Annotated in this window: 22 protein-coding genes and 1 pseudogene; 15 read left to right on the forward strand and 8 right to left on the reverse strand. The window is 69.2% G+C overall.

The window, feature by feature from the left end; all coding sequences use genetic code 11:
- Positions 1-133 precede the first annotated feature (133 nt).
- Positions 134-1,357, forward strand: coding sequence for an SGNH/GDSL hydrolase family protein (locus ABIC65_RS02150; RefSeq protein WP_354306540.1), 1,224 nt, complete (start codon positions 134-136; stop codon positions 1,355-1,357).
- A gap of 75 nt (positions 1,358-1,432) precedes the next feature.
- A pseudogene (locus tag ABIC65_RS02155) lies at positions 1,433-1,771 on the forward strand (DUF3470 domain-containing protein); the annotation flags it as partial.
- A 132-nt stretch (positions 1,772-1,903) separates the two neighbouring features.
- Here ABIC65_RS02155 and ABIC65_RS02160 read toward each other — a convergent pair.
- A complete protein-coding gene (locus tag ABIC65_RS02160; RefSeq protein ID WP_354306541.1) occupies positions 1,904-2,974 on the reverse strand; it encodes a PA0069 family radical SAM protein in 1,071 nt (356 codons plus the stop codon).
- 56 nt (positions 2,975-3,030) lie between these two features.
- Here ABIC65_RS02160 and ABIC65_RS02165 point away from each other — a divergent pair, with 56 nt between their 5' ends.
- Positions 3,031-3,366, forward strand: a complete 336-nt coding sequence (locus ABIC65_RS02165; RefSeq protein WP_354307759.1) for a VOC family protein — start codon at positions 3,031-3,033, stop codon at positions 3,364-3,366.
- Between the two features lie 123 nt (positions 3,367-3,489).
- Here the strand turns inward: ABIC65_RS02165 and moaB are convergent, their stop codons facing one another.
- From moaB to ABIC65_RS02180, 3 genes are read right to left on the reverse strand one after another with little or no spacing between them, the layout of a single operon-like run.
- On the reverse strand, positions 3,490-4,017 hold the full coding sequence (moaB, locus tag ABIC65_RS02170) for a molybdenum cofactor biosynthesis protein B (protein ID WP_354306542.1): 528 nt from the start codon (positions 4,015-4,017) through the stop codon (positions 3,490-3,492).
- Complete coding sequence (locus ABIC65_RS02175; RefSeq protein ID WP_354306543.1) at positions 4,007-5,923, reverse strand: lytic transglycosylase domain-containing protein; 1,917 nt, start codon at positions 5,921-5,923, stop codon at positions 4,007-4,009. The genes moaB and ABIC65_RS02175 overlap by 11 nt, the downstream gene beginning before the upstream one ends.
- The gene (locus ABIC65_RS02180) at positions 5,920-6,648 is read right to left on the reverse strand and encodes a uracil-DNA glycosylase family protein (protein ID WP_354306544.1); all 729 of its coding nucleotides are present in this window, start codon (positions 6,646-6,648) and stop codon (positions 5,920-5,922) included. Before ABIC65_RS02180 ends, ABIC65_RS02175 begins: the two co-directional genes overlap by 4 nt.
- 125 nt (positions 6,649-6,773) lie before the next feature.
- Between ABIC65_RS02180 and ABIC65_RS02185 the strand changes: the two genes are divergently transcribed.
- The 9 genes from ABIC65_RS02185 (at position 6,774) to ABIC65_RS02225 (ending at position 17,106) form a co-directional block, all read left to right on the forward strand.
- Positions 6,774-8,426, forward strand: a complete 1,653-nt coding sequence (locus tag ABIC65_RS02185) for an electron transfer flavoprotein-ubiquinone oxidoreductase (protein WP_354306545.1) — start codon at positions 6,774-6,776, stop codon at positions 8,424-8,426.
- A complete protein-coding gene (locus tag ABIC65_RS02190; RefSeq protein ID WP_354306546.1) occupies positions 8,401-9,987 on the forward strand; it encodes a tetratricopeptide repeat protein in 1,587 nt (528 codons plus the stop codon). Before ABIC65_RS02185 ends, ABIC65_RS02190 begins: the two co-directional genes overlap by 26 nt.
- A 20-nt stretch (positions 9,988-10,007) precedes the next feature.
- Positions 10,008-10,844, forward strand: a complete 837-nt coding sequence (locus tag ABIC65_RS02195; RefSeq protein WP_354306547.1) for a 4-(cytidine 5'-diphospho)-2-C-methyl-D-erythritol kinase — start codon at positions 10,008-10,010, stop codon at positions 10,842-10,844.
- Positions 10,845-11,004: 160 nt separating this feature from the next.
- A complete protein-coding gene (locus ABIC65_RS02200) occupies positions 11,005-11,739 on the forward strand; it encodes an enoyl-CoA hydratase/isomerase family protein (protein WP_354306548.1) in 735 nt (244 codons plus the stop codon).
- Positions 11,736-12,467 (forward strand): N-formylglutamate amidohydrolase, encoded by a 732-nt coding sequence (locus ABIC65_RS02205; RefSeq protein WP_354306549.1) that lies wholly within the window; start codon positions 11,736-11,738, stop codon positions 12,465-12,467. The genes ABIC65_RS02200 and ABIC65_RS02205 overlap by 4 nt, the downstream gene beginning before the upstream one ends.
- Before the next feature lie 11 nt (positions 12,468-12,478).
- On the forward strand, positions 12,479-14,200 hold the full coding sequence (ilvD, locus tag ABIC65_RS02210) for a dihydroxy-acid dehydratase (protein WP_354306550.1): 1,722 nt from the start codon (positions 12,479-12,481) through the stop codon (positions 14,198-14,200).
- Between the two features lie 10 nt (positions 14,201-14,210).
- The gene (locus ABIC65_RS02215; protein WP_354306551.1) at positions 14,211-14,519 is read left to right on the forward strand and encodes a hypothetical protein; all 309 of its coding nucleotides are present in this window, start codon (positions 14,211-14,213) and stop codon (positions 14,517-14,519) included.
- Complete coding sequence (locus ABIC65_RS02220) at positions 14,516-15,919, forward strand: NAD(P)H-hydrate dehydratase (RefSeq protein ID WP_354306552.1); 1,404 nt, start codon at positions 14,516-14,518, stop codon at positions 15,917-15,919. Before ABIC65_RS02215 ends, ABIC65_RS02220 begins: the two co-directional genes overlap by 4 nt.
- Positions 15,916-17,106 (forward strand): class I SAM-dependent RNA methyltransferase, encoded by a 1,191-nt coding sequence (locus ABIC65_RS02225; RefSeq protein ID WP_354307760.1) that lies wholly within the window; start codon positions 15,916-15,918, stop codon positions 17,104-17,106. Before ABIC65_RS02220 ends, ABIC65_RS02225 begins: the two co-directional genes overlap by 4 nt.
- Here the strand turns inward: ABIC65_RS02225 and truA are convergent.
- Positions 17,096-17,842 (reverse strand): tRNA pseudouridine(38-40) synthase TruA, encoded by a 747-nt coding sequence (truA, locus tag ABIC65_RS02230; protein WP_354306553.1) that lies wholly within the window; start codon positions 17,840-17,842, stop codon positions 17,096-17,098. The genes ABIC65_RS02225 and truA overlap by 11 nt on opposite strands.
- Positions 17,839-18,741 carry a methionyl-tRNA formyltransferase gene (gene fmt / locus ABIC65_RS02235; RefSeq protein ID WP_354306554.1) on the reverse strand — a complete coding sequence of 301 codons (903 nt, stop codon included), beginning with the start codon at positions 18,739-18,741 and terminating at the stop codon, positions 17,839-17,841. The genes truA and fmt overlap by 4 nt, the downstream gene beginning before the upstream one ends.
- Before the next feature lie 52 nt (positions 18,742-18,793).
- On the opposite strand from fmt, the gene recR reads away from it, so the two are divergent.
- From recR to ABIC65_RS02250, 3 genes are all read left to right on the forward strand, one after another.
- Entirely contained in the window at positions 18,794-19,390 is a 597-nt protein-coding gene (recR, locus tag ABIC65_RS02240; protein WP_064312102.1) for a recombination mediator RecR, read from the forward strand.
- A gap of 31 nt (positions 19,391-19,421) precedes the next feature.
- Positions 19,422-19,946, forward strand: coding sequence for a peptide deformylase (def, locus tag ABIC65_RS02245; protein ID WP_333571874.1), 525 nt, complete (start codon positions 19,422-19,424; stop codon positions 19,944-19,946).
- 300 nt (positions 19,947-20,246) lie between these two features.
- On the forward strand, positions 20,247-21,650 hold the full coding sequence (locus ABIC65_RS02250; protein WP_436286691.1) for a DNA recombination protein RmuC: 1,404 nt from the start codon (positions 20,247-20,249) through the stop codon (positions 21,648-21,650).
- Positions 21,651-21,690: 40 nt separating this feature from the next.
- Here the strand turns inward: ABIC65_RS02250 and ABIC65_RS02255 are convergent, their stop codons facing one another.
- The gene (locus tag ABIC65_RS02255; protein WP_354306556.1) at positions 21,691-22,143 is read right to left on the reverse strand and encodes a cupin domain-containing protein; all 453 of its coding nucleotides are present in this window, start codon (positions 22,141-22,143) and stop codon (positions 21,691-21,693) included.
- Positions 22,144-22,178: 35 nt separating this feature from the next.
- A complete protein-coding gene (locus ABIC65_RS02260; RefSeq protein ID WP_354306557.1) occupies positions 22,179-23,060 on the reverse strand; it encodes an alpha/beta fold hydrolase in 882 nt (293 codons plus the stop codon).
- Positions 23,061-23,091: the final 31 nt, after the last annotated feature.

A 23,091-nucleotide genomic window follows, 5' to 3' on the forward strand; every position in this document is an offset into this window, starting at 1 on the left:
CCTTGGTCGAAGAAGGCAACTGCTTAGGTCTGCCGCTGGGTTGCCGCAATAGCACAGCGGCACGCCCGAGAGGCTTGTCCTGTCTCCGTTCCGGACTATGGTACCGCTATCAATGCGTTACAGGAGAGGGTGTATGGCGAAGATGCTGCGCTGGGTCGCGGTGGGGCTGCTGGCGGCGGCAACCGCGCAGGCCGCGCCGGGGGATCGCTGGACGACGGCCTGGTGGACCTCGCAGCTGGCGCTCGACTCGCAGAATGCCTTGCCCGCCGCCGATCTCACCGATGCGACGCTGCGCCAGATCGTTCGTCTCCAGGGCCCTGCGACGCGGCTGCGCGTGCGCCTCACCAACCGCTTCGGCAGCGCGCCGTTGACCATCGACGGCGCGACCATCGCCCGCGCCGTGGACGTCGCGAGCCCGAAGATCGACGCTGCCACGCTGCGCCCCTTGCGCTTCGGCGGCGCGACGGCGGTGACCATCCCGGCGGGTGCCGATTATTGGAGCGACCCCGTCGAGCTGAAGGGCACGGGCGGCACCGATCTCGCCATCTCGCTCTATGTCGCCAACCCGCCCGCGCAGCAGACCGGGCATCCGGGATCGCGCGCGACCTCCTATCTCGTCCATGGCAATCACAGCGCCGATCCGGATCTCGCGGGCGCCAAGACGGTCGATCACTGGTTCCAGATCGCGGGCATCGAGGCGGTGGCGCCCAAGGCGCGCGCGATCGTGGCGTTCGGGGACTCGATCACCGACGGCTACGGCGTGAAGCCCAACACCAATGCCCGCTGGACCGACGCGCTCCAGCGCCGGCTGCGTGCCGCGCCGGGGATGGGCGAGGTCGCAGTGCTCAACGCCGGGATCGGCGGCAACCGGCTGCTCAATGACGGGCTGGGCCCGAACGCACTCGCCCGGTTCGATCATGACGTGATCGGCCAGCCGGGCGTGACGCACCTTATCGTGCTGGAGGGGGTGAACGATCTCGGCACGCTCACCCGCGAGGCGCCGGTGCCGGCAGCGGCCCACACGGCATTGGTCTCGCGAATGATCGACGCCTATCGCCAGATCGTTGCCCGCGCGCACGCTCGTGGGATCAAGGCGATCGGCGCGACGATCATGCCCTATGCGGGCTCGGGATATTACCATCCCGACGCGCAGAACGAGGCCGATCGCCAGGCGGTCAATCGCTGGATCCGCACGCCCGGCAATTTCGACGCGGTGATCGACTTCGACGCGGCGATGCGCGATCCGGCCGCCCCCAAGCGGTTGCGCAAGGACTATGACAGCGGCGACGGGCTGCATCCCTCGGTCGCGGGCTATGCCGCGATGGCGGAGGCCGTGCCGCTCGCGCTGCTGCGCTAGCCGGGGCTGCTTGCCGAACCTGCCGGGCATGGTGCAACCTCCTCGGCCTTGGCCGGATAGAGGGGCGGTTGCAGCATGACCGGGGTGATCACGGACGCCTGCATCAAGTGCAAGCACATGGATTGCGTGGAAGTCTGCCCCGTCGACGCCTTCTATGAAGGCGAGACGATGCTGGTGATCAACCCGCGCGAGTGCGTGGATTGCGACTGTTGCATCGAGGCCTGTCCGATCGACGCGATCGTGTTCGACACCGAGCCCCGGACGGCGCCCTGGCTGGAAGTCAACGCCACCTATTCCGAGATCTGGCCCAACGTTACGGTCAAGGCCGGCCAGACGCCTGCGGATGCGGCCGACTTCCACCACGTCGCTGACAAATATCCGCGCTATTTTTCGGCCGATCCCGGATCGGGCGACCCGGACGATCGCGTTGCCGCTGTGCGTGCGGCGTGTGGCCATTGCCGCCGCGAGACGCTGCTGGATCGCTGGAGAAAGACTATCCGGCGCTGGTTCGGCGCGACCGGCTGAGGCATCTCTGCGGGCGGCCCGCTAGAACAGCTCCCCCTGTGGCCCGGCGGGTGGGCGGAACAGGTCGGTGCGGAGCCGCATCCGCTCACCGTCGAGACCGTAGCGCTTTACGGCGCGATTGAAGCGCGTGCGCAGCAGTTCGGCCCAGGGACCCTGGCCGCGCATCCGGGTGAAGAAGCCGGGATCATTGTCCTTGCCGCTGCGGATCGACTGGATCGTCGCCATCACCTTGCCCGCGCGATCGGGGAAATGCGCGTCGAGCCAGGCGCGGAACAGTGGGGCGACTTCCCAGGGTAGCCGCACCGGCAGGAAGAAAGCGCCGCGTGCGCCCGCTTCCGCCGCGCGCTCAAGGATATGCTCCATCTCGTGGTCGGTGACGTGCGGGATCACCGGCGACATCGAAACGAACACCGGCACGCCCGCGTCGGTGAGCGCGCGGATCGCCGCCAGTCGGCGTTCGGGATGGGGGGCGCGGGGCTCGATTGTCATCGCGATCTTCGGGTCGAGCGAGGTGACCGACAGCATCACCGCCGCCAGCCCCTGCGCCGCCATCGGCGCCAGCAGGTCGAGGTCCTTCACCACGCGGTTGGACTTGGTGGTGATCGTCACCGGGTGGCGGCACTCGGCGAGCAGTTCGAGGCAACCACGGGTGATCCGCCAGGTCGATTCGATCGGCTGATAGGGATCGGTGTTGGTGCCGAAGGCGATCGGCTTGCAGACATAGCCGCGCTTGCCGAGTTCGGCACGGAGGAGCGCGGGTGCGGTCGGTTTCACGAACAATTTGCTCTCGAAATCCAGGCCGGGCGAGAGGTCTAGATAGGCGTGGCTCGGGCGGGCGAAGCAATAGATGCAGCCATGCTCGCAGCCGCGATACGGGTTCACCGATTGCTCGAAGCTGATATCGGGCGACTGGTTGCGGCTGATGATCGTGCGCGGCGTCTCGACCGTCACCGTGGTGCGAAGCGGCGGCGGGGCACCGTCGATGGTTTCCTGCGCGTCGAGCCAGTCGCCGTCGGCCTCGCGAGCGGGGAGGTTGAAGCGCGCGCTCGCGTCGTTGAACGTGGCACCGCGGACGGGGCGACTCTTTGCCATTGCGTGATGCTAGGCTGTCCGTTAGAACAAAGCAAGAACATTGAGGGGAATGGATGATGGCGCGACTGAATTATCTCGAACTGCCCGCCGGCGATGTGGGGGCGCTCAAGGGCTTCTATGGCGCGGTGTTCGACTGGCAGTTCACCGATTTCGGACCGAGCTATGCCGCGACGATGAGCGGGGATACCGATGTCGGGATCGACGGCGATGCGCAGGGGCGGATACAGCTGCTGCCGGTGATCGCGGTCGACGATCTGGAGGCAACGCTGGCGGCGGTGGAAGCGGCGGGCGGAGTCGTGACGGTGCCGATCTTCAGCTTTCCCGGCGGGCGGCGGTTCCATTTTCGCGATCCGCAGGGGCATGAGCTGGCGGCTTGGGTGATGGAGGACTGAAGCGCGCGCTTTGGTTTTCGTGCCCCTGCGAAAGCAGGGGCCCAGGGCCACAAGCGATGTCCTCTCCAACCCTGGGCCCCTGCTTTCGCAGGGGCACGGTAAGCGCAGGGGCGGGGGAGCGGCTTATCGCTCCTGCAGCCGCCCCATCAGCTCGACGAAGTTGCAGGGCTTGTGGCGGATGTCGAGCTGGGTGGCGAGGATGCCGTCCCAGGCGTCGGTGACCGCGCCGGTCGAGCCCGGCAGCGCGAAGATATAGGTGCCACGGGCGACCCCGGCGGTGGCGCGCGACTGGATCGTCGAGGTGCCGATCTTGGCGTAGCTCAGCCAGCGGAACAGCTCGCCGAAGCCCGGGATCTCCTTGTCCCACACCCGGGCGAGCGCCTCGGGCGTCACGTCGCGGCCGGTGACGCCGGTGCCGCCGGTGGCGAGGATCACCTCGACGCCGGGTGCGGCGATCCACGCCTCGAACTGCGCCGCGATCGCATCGACATCGTCGCGCAGGATCGCGCGGTCGCTGAGCAGATGACCCGCCTCGGTCAGCCGCTCGACGAGCCGGTCGCCCGAGCGATCTTCGGCCAGCGTGCGGGTGTCGGAGACGGTGAGGACGGCGATGCGGACGGGGCGGAAGGCGATGCTCTCGTCAGTTGCCACGCGCGACCTCGCTCGGCAGCTTGGCGGCGCTTATCGTCACCGCGGTACCCGTGGCCGGCAGCTGGAACTGCTGTTGGATCGGCGCGGGCTCCACCGGCTGCGGCGCCGGGAAGGTAAGCGTGGGCGCGCGCTGGGTCTTGAGCTTGACCGCCTTGGCGCCCGCCATGCCGGGGAAGCGCGGCCACATGCCGCCGGCGAGCGCCACGCGGCTCGGCGAGGGCTTGCCGTCGTGCAGCTCGTACATCCAGTAGTTGCGCAGCACCGTCACGACATAGCCGCGCGTCTCCCAGTACGGGATGCTCTCGATATAGAGGAGCGGATCGCCGCCGTCGCGCGAGGCCTGGTTCCAGGCGTCGACCGGGCTCGGGCCGGCATTGTACGCCGCGATCACCTTGGGGAGCAGGCCCTGGGTCTGCGGCATGTCGCGCAGCTGCTCGAGATAGGACTGGCCGATCTCCATGTTGACTGACGGCTTGGTCAGGTCGCTGGCGGCATAGGTCACACCGCGCCGGCGGCCTACGTCGATCGCGGCGCCCGTCTTCACCTGCATCAGCCCCATTGCGCCCGCGGCGCTGCGCACCTCGGTGCGGAAGCTCGACTCCTGCAGCGTGTGCGCGAACACCAGCGAACGGTCGACCCGCCAGCCGCCGTCGGGCGACCAGTTCGGCACCGGATAGCGGGCCTCGACGATCGGCTTGGCGCCCGCCGGGCCGTTATGCGCGAGCCACAGCTCGGTCTGGGGCAGGCTCAGCTCGGCGGCGAGGCGGGTGAGCGCACCGTGATCGTCGGGGGTGCAGAACTTGGCCTGGTGGCGCAGCACCTGGTCGGCGAGCGAAGTTTCGCCGATCTCCGACAGCGCGGCGGCGACGCGGACGTTCGGCCGGCGCTCGAGCGCGGTCCAGTCCTTGCTGACCATCCGGTCGCCTTCGAGCCGCTGTTCCTCGAGGCCGAGGCTGGAGCGCGCGAGCAGGCCGTAGAAGGTTTCGCCATATTGGCTGGCGGCGCGCAGCTTGGCGGCGACGCGATCGGGGCGGCTGCACGCCATCTCGGCGCGCGAGCCCCAGAACAGGCCGGCGGCGCGCAGCTCGGTATCGCCAGCGCGAGTGGCGACGCGCTCGAAGGCGGCGGTGGCGCCTGCGCAATCCTGCTGGCGCCAGGCGGCGAGGCCATCGGCCCAGTCGGCCTGCGCGGCCCATTCGCCCAGACCCTGCTCGGCCTTGGCGGCCATGCGGCGGGCATTGGCGTCGTCCCCGGCGACATAATAGATCCAGGCGACCTTCTGCTGCCATTCGGTCAGCGCCTCGGGCGTCAGATCATTGGCGAAGCGCGCGACCACCGCCTCGGCGGCGGGGCCGTTGTCGGTCTTCACATAGGGCGCCATCAGGATCGCGACTTCGGTCGCGGCATTGTCGCTGCGGACCGAGCGGGCGCGCTTGCGGATCGGCGCGCCGTCGAACCAGATCAGCCGCTGGGCGACCGGCAGCGTGGGCAGGTCGCTGACCCCGCGGGTCTTGGCGAGGCGGACGAGCTGTTCGGCCTGGGGCAGCTCCGGCGCCTCGGTGATCAGCGCGACCAACTGGTCGGCCTCGACGCGGGGCGAGCCCTTGGCGGTGTAGAGCTGGGCGCGGGCGATCGCGTGGAGCGGGCCCGGCTTCATCGAGTCGAGCTTGATCTGCGCGTCCGCCCAGCGGCCGTTGCGGATGGCGTCGAAGACGAAGCGATAATCGGCGCGCTGGTCGGCGTCGAGCTGCGGCGGGATGCCGTCGCCCTTGTGCTTGGTGGCGGCGGGCGTTGGGGCGTCCTCGTCGATGACCGCGGGGCTGGTGTCGTCGGGCAACGCGGCCAGGGCCGGCGTGGCGATCGGCGCCGTCATCAGCGTGGCGGCAAGCAGGATGCGCAAGGTCAAAGGCTCGGTCCCCGGCTCAGCAGCAACAGATGTTTCCAGGTTTCGCTCTTGGCGGCCGGGCGCTCGATCAGCGAGCGCGGATGGTAGGTCGCCACCACCTGGGTATTGGCTTGGTAGCGGTTAACGTCGTGCAAACGAAGTTCCGGCGGCCAGGCTTCCGCCCCGAGAACCGCACGGGTCGCCGCATGGCCGAGCAGCAGCAGCTTCTGCGGCTGCACGAACGACAGGAAATGGGTGGCGAGCTCGACCAGCTTCGGCGCGGCATCGGCGGGCACCTGGCCGGTGGCGGGACGCGCGAAGCAGAGCGGAACCAGCTGCACCGAGTCGCGCGTAAGACCCACAGCGGCCAGCATCCGGTCGAGCAGGGCGCCGGCCGGGCCGCTCCACAGCGTTTCGCCGTCCTCGGGCTCGGGCATGTCGACGAAAATCGTCCAGGCCGGGTTTTCGACGATCGGCGGCGCAATCAGCGGGCTGTGCCAGCCGGCTTCGGGCGCCGCGTCGCCGGTGCGCCAGGCGAGGAATTCGGGCAAAGTCTGCGGGAGTGCGGCGGGCGCCGCCGCTACGGCAGGCTCGGGCTGCGGCTCGGCGCGGAGCGGCGCGGGCTTGGCGAACCAGTCGCGCACGTCGTCTTCCACGAGCACGTCGACCCCGGCGGAATCCCACCATTCGAGCGCGCTCGCGAGCGACTTGTGCCAGCTATTGTCTGGTTCTGCCCCCATACCCATTCTTTGAATCCCAGTTGACGGCGAGGTCAATCTGGCTTCATCGCCGGATAGACGGAACGTTGCGCGGGCGCGACGACAGGTGGCCGCGAGGGCCGTGTTAGTACGAAGGACTTAGGGGAACAAGGATGAGCGAACGGGAGTCGATGCCCTATGACGTCGTGATCGTCGGCGCGGGGCCTGCCGGTCTTTCCGCTGCGATCCGGCTCAAGCAGCTGGCGAACGAGGCGGGTGCCGAGCTCTCGGTGTGCGTGCTGGAGAAGGGCTCCGAGGTCGGTGCGCACATCCTCTCTGGTGCGGTGGTAGACCCCAAGTCGCTCGACGAGCTGATCCCGAGCTGGCGCGACGATGGCTGCCCGCTGGCGCGCACGCCGGTGACCGAGAACCATCACTGGGTACTGAGCGAGAAGGGCAAGTCCGCCTATCCGGAGCTCCTCACGCCCCCCTATCTCCACAACAAGGGCACCTATACCGGCAGCCTGGGCAATCTCTGCCGCTGGATGGCGGAGAAGGCCGGCGAGCTGGGCGTGGAGATCTTCCCCGGCTTCGCCGCCGCCGAAGTGATCTACAACGAGGACGGCAGCGTGAAGGGCGTCGCGACCGGCGACATGGGCGTCGCCAGGGACGGCGAGCACAAGCCCGATTATCAGCCGGGCCTGGAGATCCACGCCAAATACACCTTCCTCTCCGAAGGCTGCCGCGGACACCTCTCGAAGCAGATGATCCGCCAGTTCGCCCTCGACGCGGAGAGCCAGCCGCAGGTCTACGGCATCGGCATCAAGGAATTGTGGGACATCGATCCGGCCAAGCATGTGCCGGGCCGGGTGATCCACACCCAGGGCTGGCCGCTGACCGACGGGAGCAACGGCGGCGGGTTCATCTATCACCAGGCCGACGGCCAGGTCGCGATCGGCTTCGTCGTGTGGCTGGGCTACAAGAATCCGTGGCTCTCGCCCTTCCAGGAGATGCAGCGCTGGAAGACGCATCCGGAGATCGCCGAGCTGCTCAAGGGCGCCAAGCGCGTCTCCTATGGCGCGCGCGCGATTTCGGACGGCGGCTGGCAGTCGGTGCCGAAGCTGGTGGCGCCGGGCCTGGCGCTGATCGGCGACAGTGCCGGCTTCCTCAACGTGCCGCGGATCAAGGGCACGCATACCGCGATGAAGAGCGGGATGATGGCAGCCGAGGCGGCCTTCGCGGCGATCCAGGCGGGGCGCACCAGCGACGAACTGACGGCGTATCCGGAATCCTATGAGGCGAGCTGGGTCTACAAGGAGCTGCGCGGCGTCCGCAACGTGGCGCCGCTGGTCAAGAAGTTCGGCGACACCTGGGGCACGCTGCTCGCAGGCGCTGCGATGTGGAGCGAGCATCTGGGGCTCCGCTGGCCGCTCACCATGAAGCACAAGCCCGATAACGAGGGACTGCTGCGTGCCGACCAGGCGCCGAAGATCGACTATCCCAAGCCCGACGGCGTGCTGACCTTCGACCGGCTGTCCTCGGTGTTCGTCTCGAACACCAATCACGAGGAGGACCAGCCGGTCCATCTGACGCTGAAGGACAAGGATATTCCGATCGGCTACAATCTGCCGATGTACGCCGAGCCTGCGCAGCGTTATTGTCCCGCGGGTGTGTATGAGGTCGTAGGGGAAGGCGATGATCTGCGGTTCCAGATCAACGCGCAGAATTGCGTGCACTGCAAGACCTGCGACATCAAGGATCCCACCCAAAACATTAACTGGGTGGTGCCAGAAGGCGGCGGTGGCCCCAATTATCCGAACATGTAGCACGGCGCTCGCGCTGCTGCTGGCGGTGCCCGCGGCGGCGCAGACCGCGGACCTGTCCGACTATGTCCGCGCCCGTGCCGCCGATGCGGCGGGCGCGGCGGGTGTTGCCGCGCAAGGCTATGGCCGCGCGCTGGCGGCGACCCCCGACGATCCGGTGATCGCCCTGCGCGCCTATCGCCAGGCCCTGATGGTCGGCGACATGGCGCTCGCCACCCGCGCTGCGGCGGTCATGGAGAAGGCGGGCGTCGCGCCGCCCGACACCGCGCTGGTCGACATGGCGGTGGCGCTTGCCGCCGGCAACCAGCCCGGCGCTGCCGATGCGGTCAAGCGGCTCAAGGGCACCCCGTTCGACTTTCTGATGCCGATCTTCACCGCCTGGCTCGCCCAGGCGCGCGGGCTGGACGGCGTCGCGGTGATCGACAGCCTGGATCTGGGCGCACTCGGCCGCCGCTATGCGGCGCCGCAACGCGCGCTGATGCTGCTGGCGCAGGGCAAGGATACTTCCGCCGCGCTGGAGTCGATGGCGACGCTGGTCAGCGACGGGGATGCCGACACCCGGATCGACCTGGCGACGGTGCGCGGCCGCGAGGGCGGGCGGTTTCTGCTCGGCGGTGGTGGCCCGGAGCTGGAGGCGGTCGCGCGCTCGCTCGGCGCGCCGCAGCCGGTGACGATCGCCTATGGCCTCTCGCGCATGTTCCGCGCGATGGCGAGCGACCTGGGCGGCGATCGGATGGCGACGCTGACCATCGTGCTCGCCCGCTGCGCGCTGATCCTCGATCCCGGCGAGACCCGGGCGCGCATCGTGCTTGCCGATGCGATCAACGGCGCCGGGGCCCCGGACCTCGCGCTTCAGACGCTGGCGTCGGTCCCCAAGGACAGCCCCTTTGCCCGTCGCGCCGCCGGCGTCCGCGTCGCCGTGCTGCGCGATGCCGGTCGCGCTGATGCCGCGCTCGCCGATGCCAAGGCGCTTGCCGAGGATCGTAGCGCCACCCCGCTGGAGGTGGAGCGCTATGCCCAGCTGCTAACCGATACCGGTCGCCACGATGCTGCCGCCCGCGTTTATGCCGAGGCGTTGCGCCGCGGCGGCGAGGGCAGTGCCGACCTCCACCTCGATTATGGGTTGGCACTCGAAAATGCGGGCCGCTGGGACCAGGCGCTGCCCGAACTGCGAAAGGCCGCAGAGCTCGCGCCCAACCGCGTCGAGATGCTGCGGACGCTGGGCGTCGCGCTGATCACCCATGGCGGCGACGGCGCCGAGGCGCTGCGGCTGCTCGAACGCGCCCGCAAAATCGCGCCCGAGGATGCCGAGGTCGCCAATGCGCTGGGCTGGGCCTATGTCCGCCAGGGCGAGGTCGCCCGCGGCGCGGCCTTGCTCGAAACGGCGACTCGCAGCGACCCGGCCGCGACGGCCGCCAACGAGCATCTGGGCGATGCCTATTGGCGGCTCGGGCGCCGGTTCGAGGCGCGCTATGCCTGGCGGGCGGCGGCGATTCATGCAGCGCCTGCCGATGCCGAGCGGATCGCGCGCAAGCTGCGAGAGGGGCTGACGGCCGCCTCCTGATCGCGCTAGGGGCAGCGGCGATGCAAGATCCTCGCACCGTCACCGAGCCCGCGCGCGCCAAGCTCAACCTCGCGCTTCACGTCCGCCATCGCCGCCCCGACGGCTATCACGCGCTGGAGACGCTGTTCGCCTTTGTCGAGCATGGCGATGTCGTACGGGTGACGCCGGCGGCGAGCGACAGCTTCACGCTGACCGGCCCCTTCGCGGCGGTGCTGGCGGGCGAGGGGGACAACCTCGTCACCCGCGCGGCCGTGCGGTTCCGCGAGACGTTCGGCGGCGGCGCGCACGCGATCGAGCTCGAAAAGCATTTGCCGGTTGCCTCGGGCATCGGCGGCGGCTCCGCCGATGCGGCGGCGACGCTCCGTGCACTGGCTGCGCTCCACGGGGTGGATCTCGCGGACCCACGGCTGTTCGCGATTGCCGATGCGCTCGGCTCCGACGTGCCCGCCTGCCTGCTCGGCCGCACGGCGCTGGGCCAGGGGCGCGGCGAGCAGCTGGCGCCGCTGGAGGGGCTGGCCGGCACGCCGACCTTGCTGATCAACCCTGGCGTTGGCGTGTCGACGGCGGCGGTGTTCAAGGCGTGGGATGGCGAGGACCGTGGCCCAATCGGCGCGGGCGACTTGCTCGCCGTTGCACAGGCCGGGCGCAACGACCTCGAGCCGCCGGCGCGCGCCATCGCGCCTGCGATCGATGCGGTGCTGGCGGCACTTGCCGTGCAGCCGGGCGTGCTGCTCGCCCGCATGTCCGGTTCCGGCGCGACCTGCTTCGCGCTGTTCGAGACCGACGCGGCGCGGGACGCGGCGGCGGCAGCCGTGCAGCGGCCCGCATGGTGGCTCGCCGCGACCCGACTTTGCTGAGCCGGTAAGCGAATCTTTACCGTTTTACGACAAGGCTGTGCGCGGCGGATCTGACGCGCTCGCGAACGTCTGCCCTTGGCCCGCGGGTGCGCTTCCCTCTGGGAAGTCCCCCCGCGCGCCATCGCGTGACTTGGGCGCGCGGATCGGGCACAGCCGCTCCATGATCGAAGTTCGTTGGGATGGGCCGATCGCCACGATCGCGCTCGCACGCGGATCGGCGCGCAATGCGGTGCCGATCGCCGGCTGGGAGCAACTCGCCACCGCCACCACCGGCCTGGAGGCTGCCCGGGCGGTGATCCTCCGCTCGGATATGGCGGGCATCTTCTCGGCCGGGGCCGACATCGGCGAGTTTCCGCAGCTGCAAAGCGATCCCCACACGCGCACCCGCTTCCGCCTGGCGATGCGCGCGGGGATCGAGGCGCTGGCCGCGCTGCCGATGCCGGTGCTCGCCGCGGTCGACGGCGGCTGTTTCGGCGCGGCGGTGGCGCTGATCCTCGCCGCGGACCTTCGGCTTGGCGGGGACGGCGCCCAGTTCGCGGTGACGCCGGCCCGCCTCGGGCTCGGCTATCCCCGCGAGGACGTCGCCCGGCTGGCCGCGCAGGTCGGGCAGGGGCGGGCGGGCGAACTGCTCTTCACCGGTGAAGCGATCGACGCCGATGCGGCCGCGCGGATCGGTCTGGTCGAGCGCCGCGTGCCCGATGCCGGTGCCGCCGCCCTCGACTTGGCCCGGCGCATCGCGGAGAACGCACCCGCCGCCGTCCGCCAGCTCAAGCGGGCCCTGCGCAATCCGAGTGAGGCCGACCTGGACGCCGCCTTCGAGGCTGCGTTCGGTGGTGCTGAGCTCGCCGAGGGGCTGGCCGCGTTCCACGCGCGTCGGCGGCCGGTGTTCGCATGAGCGTCGCGGAAATCCTGCCCGGTGGCGCGCAGGACGTGCTGCTGCTGTGCGACCATGCCTCGAACGCAGTGCCGCCCGACATCGATCTGGGCATCGACCCGGCGCTGCTCGACCTGCATATCGGCATCGACATCGGCGCCGCCGACGTGACCCGCGCGCTTGCCGCCCGGCTCGACGCCCCGGCGATCCTCGCCACCGTCTCGCGGCTGGTGATCGACCTCCACCGGGAGCCCGATCATATAGGCCTGATCCCCCATCGCAGCGACGGCCATGCGATCCCCGGCAACGAGACCGCCGATCGCGCCGCGCGCATCGCCCGCTTCCACGCGCCCTATCACCGCGTGCTGCGCGACCAGGTCCGCCGCCAGCGCCCCGCGCTGATCCTGTCGATCCACAGCTTCACGCCCTGCCTCGAACATGGCGGCACGCCGCGCCCCTGGGAAATCGGGATCCTCTACAATCGCGACACCCGCGCTGCCAGGCCCACGCTGGAATGGCTCCGCGCGCAAGGCTGCGTCACCGGCGACAACGAGCCCTATTCGGGGCGGCTGGTGAACACCACGCTCAACCGCCATGCCGAGGCGCGGGGCATCCCGTCGATCGCGATCGAGATCCGCAACGACCTGATCCGCGACACGGCGGGCGTCCAGCGATGGGCCGAGCATCTCCAGCAACTTACGCTTTTTCTGCGCAACACTCTTGCGTCAAAGGGTGTTCCCGCGACATAGGCTTGCGCGCCATGACCAACCGATTCGACAAGTCCAAGCTCCCCAGCCGCCACGTCTCCGTGGGGCCCGAGCGCGCGCCGCACCGCAGCTATTACTATGCCATGGGGATTCCCGAGGAGGATATCGCCAAGCCCTTCGTCGCCGTGGCGAGCGCCGGTAACGACAGCGCGCCGTGCAACACCACCCTCGATTTCCAGGCCGACGCCGCGCGCCAGGGCGTGATCGCCAATGGCGGCATGCCGCGCCGGTTCAACACCATCACGGTGACCGACGGCATCGCCATGGGCCATCAGGGGATGAAGTCCTCGCTGGTCAGCCGCGAGGTGATCGCGGATTCGGTCGAGCTCAGCGTGCGCGGGCATTGCTATGACGCGCTGGTTGCGTTCGCCGGCTGCGACAAGTCGCTGCCCGGCATGATGATGGCGATGCTCCGCCTCAACATCCCGTCGATCTTCGTCTATGGCGGTTCGATCCTGCCGGGCCGGTTCGAGGACCGCGACGTCACCGTGGTCGACGTGTTCGAGGCGGTGGGCAAGTTCGCCGCCGGTAACTGCCCGCTCAAGGACCTGACCGCGCTCGAGAAGGTCGCGTGTCCGGGCCATGGCGCCTGCGGCGGCCAGTTCACCGCCAACACCATGGCCTGTGTCGGCGAGGCGATGGGATTGTCCTTGCCGAACAGCAACATGGTGCCTGCTCCATACAAGAGTCGTGAAGAGATCGCGATCGCGGCGGGGCATCAGGTGATGAACCTGCTCGAGATCAACTTGCGCCCCCGCGACATCGCGACGCGCGCCGCCTTCATCAACGCCGCCCGCGTGGTGGCGGCGACCGGTGGTTCGACCAACGCGGCGCTGCACCTGCCGGCGATGGCCAACGAGGCGGGCATCGAGTTCGACCTGCACGACGTTGCCGAGGCTTTCAAATCAACGCCTTATATCGCAGACCTCAAGCCCGGCGGGAAGTATGTCGCCAAAGACATGCACGCGGCTGGCGGCGTCTACATGCTGATGAAGACGATGCTGACCAATGGCCTGCTCGACGGAAGCTGCATGACGGTGACCGGCAAGACGCTGGGCGAGAATATCGACCAGGTTACCTGGAACCCCGACCAGAAGGTGATCTACGACGTGAAAACGCCGATCACCCCGACGGGCGGCGTCGTCGGCCTGCGCGGCTCGCTGGCGCCCGAAGGCGCGATCGTGAAGGTCGCGGGCATGCACCGGCTCCAGTTCACCGGCCCGGCGCGGGTGTTCGACTGTGAGGAGGATGCCTTCCAGGCGGTCGAGAACCGGCAGATCAACGAGGGCGAAGTCATCATCATCCGCTATGAAGGGCCGAAGGGCGGCCCCGGCATGCGCGAGATGCTGTCGACCACCGCCGCGCTCTACGGCCTCGGCATGGGCGAGAAGGTCGCGCTGATCACCGACGGCCGCTTCTCGGGCGGCACGCGCGGCTTCTGCATCGGCCATGTCGGCCCCGAGGCAGCCGAGGGCGGCCCGATCGCGCTGGTCGAGGACGGCGACACCATCCGCATCGACGCCGAGGCGGGCACGATCGACCTCGACGTTGCCGAGGACGTGCTGGCTGAGCGCCGCGCACGCTGGCAGCCGCGGGTGAACGACTATCAGTCGGGCGCGCTCTATCGCTACTCGCAGAATGTCGGCCCAGCCTATCAGGGGGCGGTGACGCACCCCGGCGCCAAGGCCGAGCGCCATGTCTACGCGGACATCTAGTTTCGCGCTGATGCTGCTTGTGGCGGGCTGCGGTGCCGATCCGGCGTCGCAGCCCGCTGCGCAAGCGGGGGAGACGGTGGCGTGCGGGCCGGTCGACGAGGCATTGCTGCCGGTCTGCACTGTGGAGCGCGACGGCGCGGTGCTGATCCTGCATCACCCGGATGGCGGTTTCCGACGGCTGCAGGTCCAGGGCAATGTGATCACCGCGGCAGACGGTGCCGAGGTGGCGACCGTGACCCACCTTGTGAACGCCATCGAGGTGACGATCGGCGGGATGCGCTATCGTCTTGCGGGCAAGGGCGTTACAGCGGGACCATGATCCCGCCCGGCGCCCCCATCCTCACTGCCGACGCGATGCGAGCCGCCGAAGAGGCGGTGTTCGCGCGCGGCACTTCCCAGGACGAACTGATGGAGCGGGCCGGCGCCGCTATCGCCCGCGAGGCGGTACGCTTTGCGATGGGTCGGCCAGTGCTGGTGCTCGCAGGCCCCGGCAACAATGGCGGTGATGCCTATGTCGTTGCTCGGTATTTGCGCGAATGGGGCCTCGACGTGCTCGTCGCGGCCTCGGGCGCGCCCAAGCAGGGTGCTGCCGAACGTATGCATGCCCGTTGGGAGGGGCCCACGACCTCGCTGTACGGCGCGCCGGCACGGCCCGTGGTGATCGACGGGCTGTTCGGCATCGGGCTCACCCGCCCGCTGGAGCGCAGCACTGCTGCCGTATTGAGCGAGCTGGTGCGTGGGGCGGATTTCACGCTCGCGATCGACCTGCCTTCGGGCATGGACACCGACAGCGGCGAGGAGCTGGGCGCGCCGCGCGGGGTGGGCGCCACCGTGGCGCTCGGCGCGCTCAAGCCGGCGCATATGCTCGGCGAGGGGCTGTCGCGCTGTGGCCATGTGTTGCTCGCCGATATCGGTATCTCGGTCGACAGTGCCTGGCACACCGTCGCCCGGCCGCGGCTGGAAACGCCGGGTCCGCAGAGCCACAAATATAGCCGCGGACTGGTCGCGGTGGTGGAAGGCGCAATGCCCGGCGCGGGGCGCTTGGCCGCGCGGGCGGCGATGGCGAGCGGTGCGGGCTATGTGATGCTCGCCGGGCCCGAGCCCGCGGGGCCGGCGCCCGACGCGCTGGTCCGCCGGACGATCGACGATGCCGATGATCTGGCCGACTTTCTCGCCGGCGACCGGATCGACGCGATCGTGCTGGGGCCGGGACTCGGTCGCGATCGCCGGGCCGAGGCATTCCTGCGGGTGGGGCTCGCCGCCGACAAGCCGCTGGTGCTGGACGGCGACGCGCTGAGCCTGCTCGGCATCACCGCGGCGGCGACGCTCGCCGCGCGTGAGGCGCCGGTATGGATCACCCCGCATGGCGGCGAGTTCGACCGGATGTTCGGCGGCTCGGGCAGCAAGATCGATCGCACGCTGCAGGCGGCGGCTGCCAGCGGCACGACCGTGGTCCACAAGGGCGGCGACACGGTGATCGCCGGTCCGGACGGCAGCGTTCGCGTGCTCGCGGGGGCCTCGCCCTGGCTGTCGACCGCCGGCACCGGCGACGTCCTCGCCGGCGTGCTCGGCGCGCAGATCGGGCAGGGCGGCAGCGGGGTCGATCCGGCTGCGGCGGCGGTGTGGCTGCACGGCCGTGCGGCGCAGCTTGCAGGGCCCGCCTTTTTCGCCGATCAGCTCGTCGCTCAACTGGCGGAAGCGTGTTCGGAATGTCTGTGAGCGAAGTGGAAGTGGTGCGCGTCGCGGCGCGGGGCGATGGGGTGACCAGCGACGGCCGGCATTTCCCGCTCACTGCGCCCGGCGACTGGGTCGGCGAGGATGGCGCCATACGCTTCGGCCCGCACCACCAGACGCCGCCCTGCCGCCATTTCCCGGTCTGCGGCGGCTGCCAGCTCCAGCATCTCGACGACGAAGCATGGAGCCACTTCCTCGCCGAGCGCGTGCGGACCGCGCTGGCAGCGCAGGGACTGGAGACGGAGATCCGCACGCCCTTGCTCTCGCCGCCGCGGACGCGCCGCCGGGCGACGCTGCATGCCGAGCGACGCGGCAAGCAGGTGCGGATCGGCTTTACCGAGGCGGGCAGCCACAAGCTGATCGACCTCGCCGAATGCCATGTCCTCGCACCCGAGCTGTTCGCGCTGCTGGCACCGCTCCGCCGGCTGTTCGCGACGTTGCTGCCCGATGCGCGGCGGGTAAACGTGCATCTTGCGCTGAGCGATCAGGGCCGGGACGTGCTGGTCGAGGGAATCGACCCGCAGGGGCTCGAGGCAGCCGAGGCGATCACCGCCTTTGCCGAAGCTGAAACGTTGGCGCGGTTCGCGATAGACGAAGGCTTCGGCCCCACTGCGCGCTGGGAGCCGGTGCCGGTGACGATCACACTGGGCGGCGTCGCGGTGCCCTTGCCGAGCGGCAGCTTCCTCCAGGCCACGCCCGAGGGCGAAGCGGCGCTGGTGGCGGCGGTGCGCGAGATCGTGGGCGGGGCGGGGACGGTTGCGGATTTGTTCGCCGGGCTGGGCACCTTCACTTTCGCGCTGGACAAGGCGCGAGTCTATGCCGGCGAGGCGGCGCGCGACGCGATCCTGTCGCTCAAGACGGCATCCGGGGCGGCGGGACGCCAGGTGTTCGGCGATCATCGGGACCTGTTCCGCCGTCCGCTCGCCACCGCCGAACTCGACCGGTTCGATGCGGTAGTGCTCGATCCGCCGCGGGCAGGTGCGCGCGAGCAGGTGGGGGAACTTGCCGGCTCCAAGGCGCCGATCCTTGCCTATGTTTCCTGTAATCCCAGTACCTTCGCGCGCGATGCGGAGATCTTGTCCAAGGGCGGCTATCGGCTCGACTGGGTGCAGCCGGTGGGCCAGTTCCGTTGGTCCACCCATGTCGAACTTGCGGCGAAGTTCACGCGCTAGGATATTCTGCCTGAAGGAAAAATAGGCCGTCGGGTGGCGCATTCAGGCCCAGTTCGGTCCGGTCGCGCGCCTCCAGCGCCTCGCGCACATCCTCCGGCGCCCATTTGCCCTGGCCGACCAGCGACAGACAGCCGACCATCGACCGCACCTGGTGGTGCAGGAAGGAGCGGGCGGAGGCGAACACGCTGATCCGCTCGCCGGTCTCCACGACATCCAGCCGGTCGAGCGTTCGCACCGGGCTCTCGGCCTGACAGTGTGCCGAGCGGAAGGTGGTGAAATCATGCCGGCCGACCAGATAGGCCGCCGCCGCCTGCATCGCGGGCACATCGAGCGGCCCGGACAGGCGCCAGGCGAGCCCCTTTTCCCAAGTGAGCGGCGCGCGCCGGGTTACCATCCGATATTCATAATGGCGGCTAAGACACGAAAATCGTGCGTGCCAATCCTCTGAAACCTCCTCGCACGCGAGGATTGCGACCGGGTTGGGCCGGATGCGGGCGTTGAGCGCCTCCATCAGCCGGAACGGGGCGATCGGCTTGGCGATGTCGAGATGCGCGCGCATGCCGAGGCCGTGCACGCCCGCATCGGTCCGACCTGCCGCATGGACCACCACATCTTCGCCGGTCACCGCATAAGCGGCATCCTCGATCGCCTGCTGCACGCTCGGGCCGTGATCCTGTCGCTGCCAGCCCATGAACGGGCGGCCGTCGAACTCCACCGTGAGCGCGAAGCGCGTCAAAGCTGGGTTCCCGCCGGGATGGGGAAGCCACGCAGCAGTTCGCCGACGGTCATCACGCCGCGACCGGCGCGCTGGATCGAGGTCGGTCGGATCGCGCCTTCGCCGCAATGGATCAGCAGGTCTTCGCCCACCGTGCCTGCCGGGCCATGCGCGTCGACAAGATCGGCGGCATGGACGCGGAAGCGTTCGCCGTTCAGTTCGAAGAACGCGCCCGGTGCCGGGTTGAACGCGCGTACCGCACGCTCGACCTCGACCGCGCTGCGGGTGAAGTCCAGCCGCGCCTCGGCCTTGTCGATCTTGGAGGCGTAGGTGATGCCCTCCTCGGGCTGCGGCACGGCAGGGTAAGCGTCGAAATCGGCGAGCACGGCCACCATCAGCCGCGCGCCCATCGCGCTCAGCTCGGCGCGCAGGTCGCCCGCGGTCTTGCGATCGATCGGCGTGCGCCCCTCCAGGCGTACCGGGCCGGTATCGAGCCCGATCTCCATCTGCATGATGCCGACGCCGGTCTCGGCATCGCCGGCGAGGATCGCCCGCTCGATCGGCGCCGCGCCGCGCCAGCGGGGCAGCAGCGAGCCATGGACGTTGAGGCACCCCAGCCCCGGCGCCGCCAGCACCGCCTTGGGCAGGATCAGCCCGTATGCCGCGACCACCGCGACATCGGCATCTAGCGCCGCCAGCGCCGCCTGTTCCTCGGGGCCCTTGAGGCTGAGCGGCGTTCGCACTTCGATCCCCAGCGCTTCGGCGCGGGCATGGACCGGGGAGGGGGTCAGCGCCTTGCCGCGCCGGCCGCCGGGGCGGGGCGGCTGGCTGTAGGCGGCGGCGATATCGTGCCCGGCCTCGACCAGGGCATCGAGCACTGGCACGGCGAAATCGGGAGTTCCCATAAAGAGGATGCGCATGTGTCCCCTCAACCGCTTGGCAGGCGCGCATGCAAGCCCCTATGTGTCGCACATGGCCTCTCCCGAAATCGAAGCGCTGACCCAGGCCCTGTCGCGGCTGCCCGGTTTCGGGCCGCGATCGGCGCGGCGGGCCGTGCTCCATTTGCTCAAGAAGCGCGAAACGACGCTCGACCCGCTGCTCGCGGCGCTGAGCGCGGTCAGCCAGAAGCTCACGACGTGCCATATCTGCGGCAATGTCGACACGCACGACCCCTGCGCGATCTGCGCCGACCCGCGCCGCGACGACCGGTCGCTGTGCGTGGTGGAGGAAGTCGCCGACCTCTGGGCGCTCGACCGCGCGCGGCTGTTCCCCGGCCGCTTCCATGTGCTGGGCGGCAAGCTCTCCGCGCTCGACGGGGTGCGCCCCGAGGATCTGCGCATCGACGCGCTGGTCCGCCGGGTGGGGGCGGGCGGCATCGACGAGGTCGTCCTCGCGATGAACGCCACGCTCGAAGGCCAGACCACCGCGCATTACGTCTCCGAACGGCTGGAGGCCTTCCCAATCCGCGTCACCCAGCTCGCGCACGGCCTGCCGGTGGGCGGCGAACTGGACTATCTCGACGAGGGCACGCTCGCCCAGGCGCTCCGCGCGCGCCGGCCGGTTGCTTGACGCTGGAGGGCTGCTCTCCTAAATTTGAGCGATGGCCATCCTCCCTATCGTCGAAGTACCCGATCCGCGTCTGCGTCTCGTCTCCACCCCGGTCGAGGCGGTCGATGACGACGTTCGCACGCTGATCGGCGACATGTTCGACACGATGTACGATGCGCCGGGCATCGGCCTCGCCGCCATCCAGGTGGGCGTGCCCAAGCGGCTGATCGTGATGGACCTGCAGGAGGAAGAGGATGAGGAAGGCAAGCCGATCCGGCACCCGCGCGTCTTCATCAACCCCGAGATCCACGAGCCGGCCGAGGAATACTCGGTTTACACCGAGGGCTGCCTGTCGGTCCCCGACCAGTTCGCCGATGTCGAGCGCCCCGCGCGCTGCCGGGTGACCTGGCTGGACGAGAAAGGCGAAGCCCATGACGAGCTGTTCGAGGGCCTGCTCGCCACCTGCATCCAGCACGAGATGGACCATCTGGAGGGCATCGTGTTCCTCGACCATCTCTCGCGGCTCAAGCGCGACATGCTGCTGAAGAAGCTCAACAAGGCGCGCAAGGCGGCCTGATTTAGCGCGTTGCGCTGGGCCTGAAGTGTTTCCTCCCCCGTTAGGGGGAGGTGGCAGGCGCAGCCTGACGGAAGGGGGAGGAACCCCTGCCGCCAGTTGGTCGCTGCCCTCCCCCTCCGTCGCCTTCGGCGCCACCTCCCCCAAGCGGGGGGAGGATACGGCTTTGTAACGCTCGCGCCGCAATCCTCTGCCACTTATTCACCGAACCCTCTGCAACCCGCGGCCAACCGACCGCCCGCACCCTTGCGGCCCCGTCGCGCCAAGGGTAAGTTCGCGTCCTGTTCCCCGGGAGATATGGTGTTGGATCCGTTCGTTGTTGCCTTCGTGATGGTTGCCCTGGTTGGGGGCGTGGTGGTCGGCTGGCTGATCGGCGCGCGCGGGACGAGCGAGGCGCGGGCGGAGAGCGCCCGGCGCGAGGCCGATTTCAAGGCCGCGATCACCGATCTCGCCATGGCCGAGGAACGCGTCGCCCAGCTCCCCCGCCTGCGCGAGGAGGCCGCGATGCTCCGCAACGAGCGCGACGCCGCCCGCATCGAGCTGGCCGAGCTCAAGGCCAAGGCCGGCGCCTTCGAGGAGCGGCTGACCGAATTCGTCAATGCGCGCGAGATGATGGCCGGCCAGTTCCGCGAATCCGCCGCCAGGATGCTCGACGAGACGCAGCGCGCCTTCCTGGAGCGTGCCGAGGCGCGCTTCCACCAGGCGGGCGAGAAGAACGAGGAGCGGCTGCGCACGCTGCTCCAGCCGATCGACACCACGCTCAAGCGCTATGAGGAAGGGCTGCACCGCGTCGAGAAGGACCGGAACGACAGCTATGGCCAGCTGCGCGAGGCGATCAGCGCCGTGCAGGCCGGGCTGGGCGAGACCCGCGCGGAAACCTCCAAGCTGGTCAATGCCCTGCGTGCCGCCCCCAAGACGCGCGGCCGCTGGGGCGAGCAGCAGTTCCGCAACCTGATCGAGATCGCCGGGCTTTCCGGCCATGTCGATTTCGCCGCCGAAGTCTCTGTCACCACCGAGGACGGCATGCTGCGGCCGGACTTCATCATCCGCCTGCCGGGCGACCAGCAGCTGATCGTCGACGTGAAGTGCGTGCTCGACGGCTATCTCCAGGCCGCCGAGGCGACCAGCGCCGAGGAGCGCACCGCGGCGCTCAAGGCCCATGCCAAGGCGATGAGCACCCATGCCGACGCGCTGTCGCGCAAGGCCTATTGGGCGCAGTTCGAAAAGGCGCCCGATTTCGTGATCATGTACATCCCCGGCGACAATTTCCTGTCGAGCGCGCTGGAAGTGGACATGGAGCTGTGGGAGCGCGCGGCTCGCAACCGGGTGATCATCGCCGGCCCCTCGGCGTTCCTCCCACTCGCCCGCACCGTCGCGTCGATGTGGCGCCAGCAGAAGCTGACCGAGGATGCCCGCGAAGTCGGCAAGCTGGGCAAGGAACTGTATGAGCGGCTGGCGACGGCGGCGGGCCACCTTAAGCGCGTCGGCGGCGGGCTGAACAGCGCGGTGGAGAATTACAACAAGTTCGTCGCGAGCTTCGAAGGCCGGGTGATGGTCTCCGCGCGGCGCTTCCAGGCGCTCAACGTGGACACCGGCAACAGCGCGCTGGACGCGATCGACACGGTCGACGTGATCGCGCGGGCACCGACGGCGGAACTGCCGGCGCCGGGTGAGGGTGAGGTGGAGGAAGCGGCTGCGGCGGAGTGATGCTGGGTTGACCGTCGGGCGTAGCCGCGCCTGATCGCCGTCAGTCGCGGTGGTGTGTCGGGTCGTCTGCCACGTTCACATAACGGGTATCGGTTGGGCCCAGCCCGGTGATGTAGACCGTAGCACCTTCCTTGCCCGTCCAGGCGAAATGCGCATCCCCGGCGGGTTCCGTGTAGAAGCTGCCGGCAGCGAGCGCGCGGGAGTCGCGCGGGGAGGCGGTGGATCCGTAGCCGAAATGCCATACGCCCTGCGCCACCACGGCGGTGCGATCGTCGCGATGCGTGTGGGCGGCGATATGGGTGTTGGGCGGCACGCGGATCGCGATGGTATAGAGGCCGGGCGCACGCGGGTCGCCCTTGAGCATCCGCGTTTCGATCGCGCCAAGCCCTGATGTGCCGGGACCGGCCGGGATCACCGGCAATGCCAGGGCCTCGGCAGGGGTCAACCGGCGCTGGTCCGTCTGCCCGCTGGCGCCGATGAGCAGCACGGCCACCAGCACGAGGATTACACGGGCCGGGCCCACCGGGTTCACTTGCCGGTGTCCAGGAAATCCCGAACCAGTTTGACCGTGGCTGCGGGTTGTTCTTCCATGAGCCAATGTCCGGAATCGGGCACGACGGCTTCGGTGACGTTGGTTGCTGCCGAGCGCATCACAACGGCCATGGTGGTCCCGAAGGATTTGGCGCCGCCGATCGCGAGCACCGGCATGGTGAGCTTGCCAGTCGCGAGAAAGGCACGGTCGTCGATCGCGTCCTGATCGAATGCGGCAAACTGGGCGAAACCGGCGTGCATTGCGCCCGGCAACGCATAGAGCTGTGCATAATGTTGTCGGGAAGCTTCGCTGAACTTGGCAGGTGTGGCGGAGAATTCGTTCCAGAACCGGTCGAGATAGATGCGCTCCCTACCGGCCACCAGCCGTTCCATGTCCGGACCGCCGAACCGGAAATGCCAGAGCAGCGGGTTCTTCAGGATTTCCTCCCAAGGACCCACACCGGGTATCGGCGCATCCATCAGCACGAAATGTCGCACGCGCGCCCGGTTCTCCGCGGCGAAGGAAAAGCCTACCATATTGCCGATATCGTGAGTGACCAGATCGACCTGCCCGACATGCAGCGCATCCAGCACGCCGGCAATGTCGGCGCCCTGGGTCTTCTTGTCATAGCCTCCGGCCGGACGTTCCGAGAGACCGAGGCCGCGCAGATCCGGGACGATCACCCGATGATCGCGCGCAAGTTCTACGGCAAGCGGCGCCCACATATCGCCGGTCTCGCCGTAGCCGTGCAACAGTATGACCGCCGGTCCGCTGCCCCCGACGCGAACGTGAAGCGTCGTGCCGTTGGTGTTGATTTCACGGGTGGTGAAGGTCGTCGGGAAGGGTTGCACCTGCGCGACGGCGGGCGCGGCCGCCATCAGTCCCAGTGATGCGAGTACGATTCGTAGC

This window comes from Sphingomonas trueperi (genome assembly GCF_040545665.1).
Taxonomy (GTDB): domain Bacteria; phylum Pseudomonadota; class Alphaproteobacteria; order Sphingomonadales; family Sphingomonadaceae; genus Sphingomonas; species Sphingomonas trueperi_B.

Bases quoted from the DNA above. Each gene is read 5' to 3' on its own strand.
- ABIC65_RS02205 (WP_354306549.1), top strand. From the start codon at position 11,736: ATGAGCGTCGCGGAAATCCTGCCCGGTGGCGCGCAGGACGTGCTGCTG.
- ABIC65_RS02215 (WP_354306551.1), top strand. From the start codon at position 14,211: ATGCTGCTTGTGGCGGGCTGCGGTGCCGATCCGGCGTCGCAGCCCGCT.
- ABIC65_RS02165 (WP_354307759.1), top strand. From the start codon at position 3,031: ATGGCGCGACTGAATTATCTCGAACTGCCCGCCGGCGATGTGGGGGCG.
- recR (WP_064312102.1), top strand. From the start codon at position 18,794: ATGGCCTCTCCCGAAATCGAAGCGCTGACCCAGGCCCTGTCGCGGCTG.
- def (WP_333571874.1), top strand. From the start codon at position 19,422: ATGGCCATCCTCCCTATCGTCGAAGTACCCGATCCGCGTCTGCGTCTC.
- ABIC65_RS02150 (WP_354306540.1), top strand. From the start codon at position 134: ATGGCGAAGATGCTGCGCTGGGTCGCGGTGGGGCTGCTGGCGGCGGCA.
- ABIC65_RS02185 (WP_354306545.1), top strand. From the start codon at position 6,774: ATGAGCGAACGGGAGTCGATGCCCTATGACGTCGTGATCGTCGGCGCG.
- ABIC65_RS02160 (WP_354306541.1), bottom strand. From the start codon at position 2,974: ATGGCAAAGAGTCGCCCCGTCCGCGGTGCCACGTTCAACGACGCGAGC.
- ABIC65_RS02180 (WP_354306544.1), bottom strand. From the start codon at position 6,648: ATGGGTATGGGGGCAGAACCAGACAATAGCTGGCACAAGTCGCTCGCG.
- ABIC65_RS02260 (WP_354306557.1), bottom strand. From the start codon at position 23,060: ATGGCGGCCGCGCCCGCCGTCGCGCAGGTGCAACCCTTCCCGACGACC.
- ABIC65_RS02195 (WP_354306547.1), top strand. From the start codon at position 10,008: ATGCAAGATCCTCGCACCGTCACCGAGCCCGCGCGCGCCAAGCTCAAC.
- ABIC65_RS02220 (WP_354306552.1), top strand. From the start codon at position 14,516: ATGATCCCGCCCGGCGCCCCCATCCTCACTGCCGACGCGATGCGAGCC.
- fmt (WP_354306554.1), bottom strand. From the start codon at position 18,741: ATGCGCATCCTCTTTATGGGAACTCCCGATTTCGCCGTGCCAGTGCTC.
- ABIC65_RS02200 (WP_354306548.1), top strand. From the start codon at position 11,005: ATGATCGAAGTTCGTTGGGATGGGCCGATCGCCACGATCGCGCTCGCA.
- ilvD (WP_354306550.1), top strand. From the start codon at position 12,479: ATGACCAACCGATTCGACAAGTCCAAGCTCCCCAGCCGCCACGTCTCC.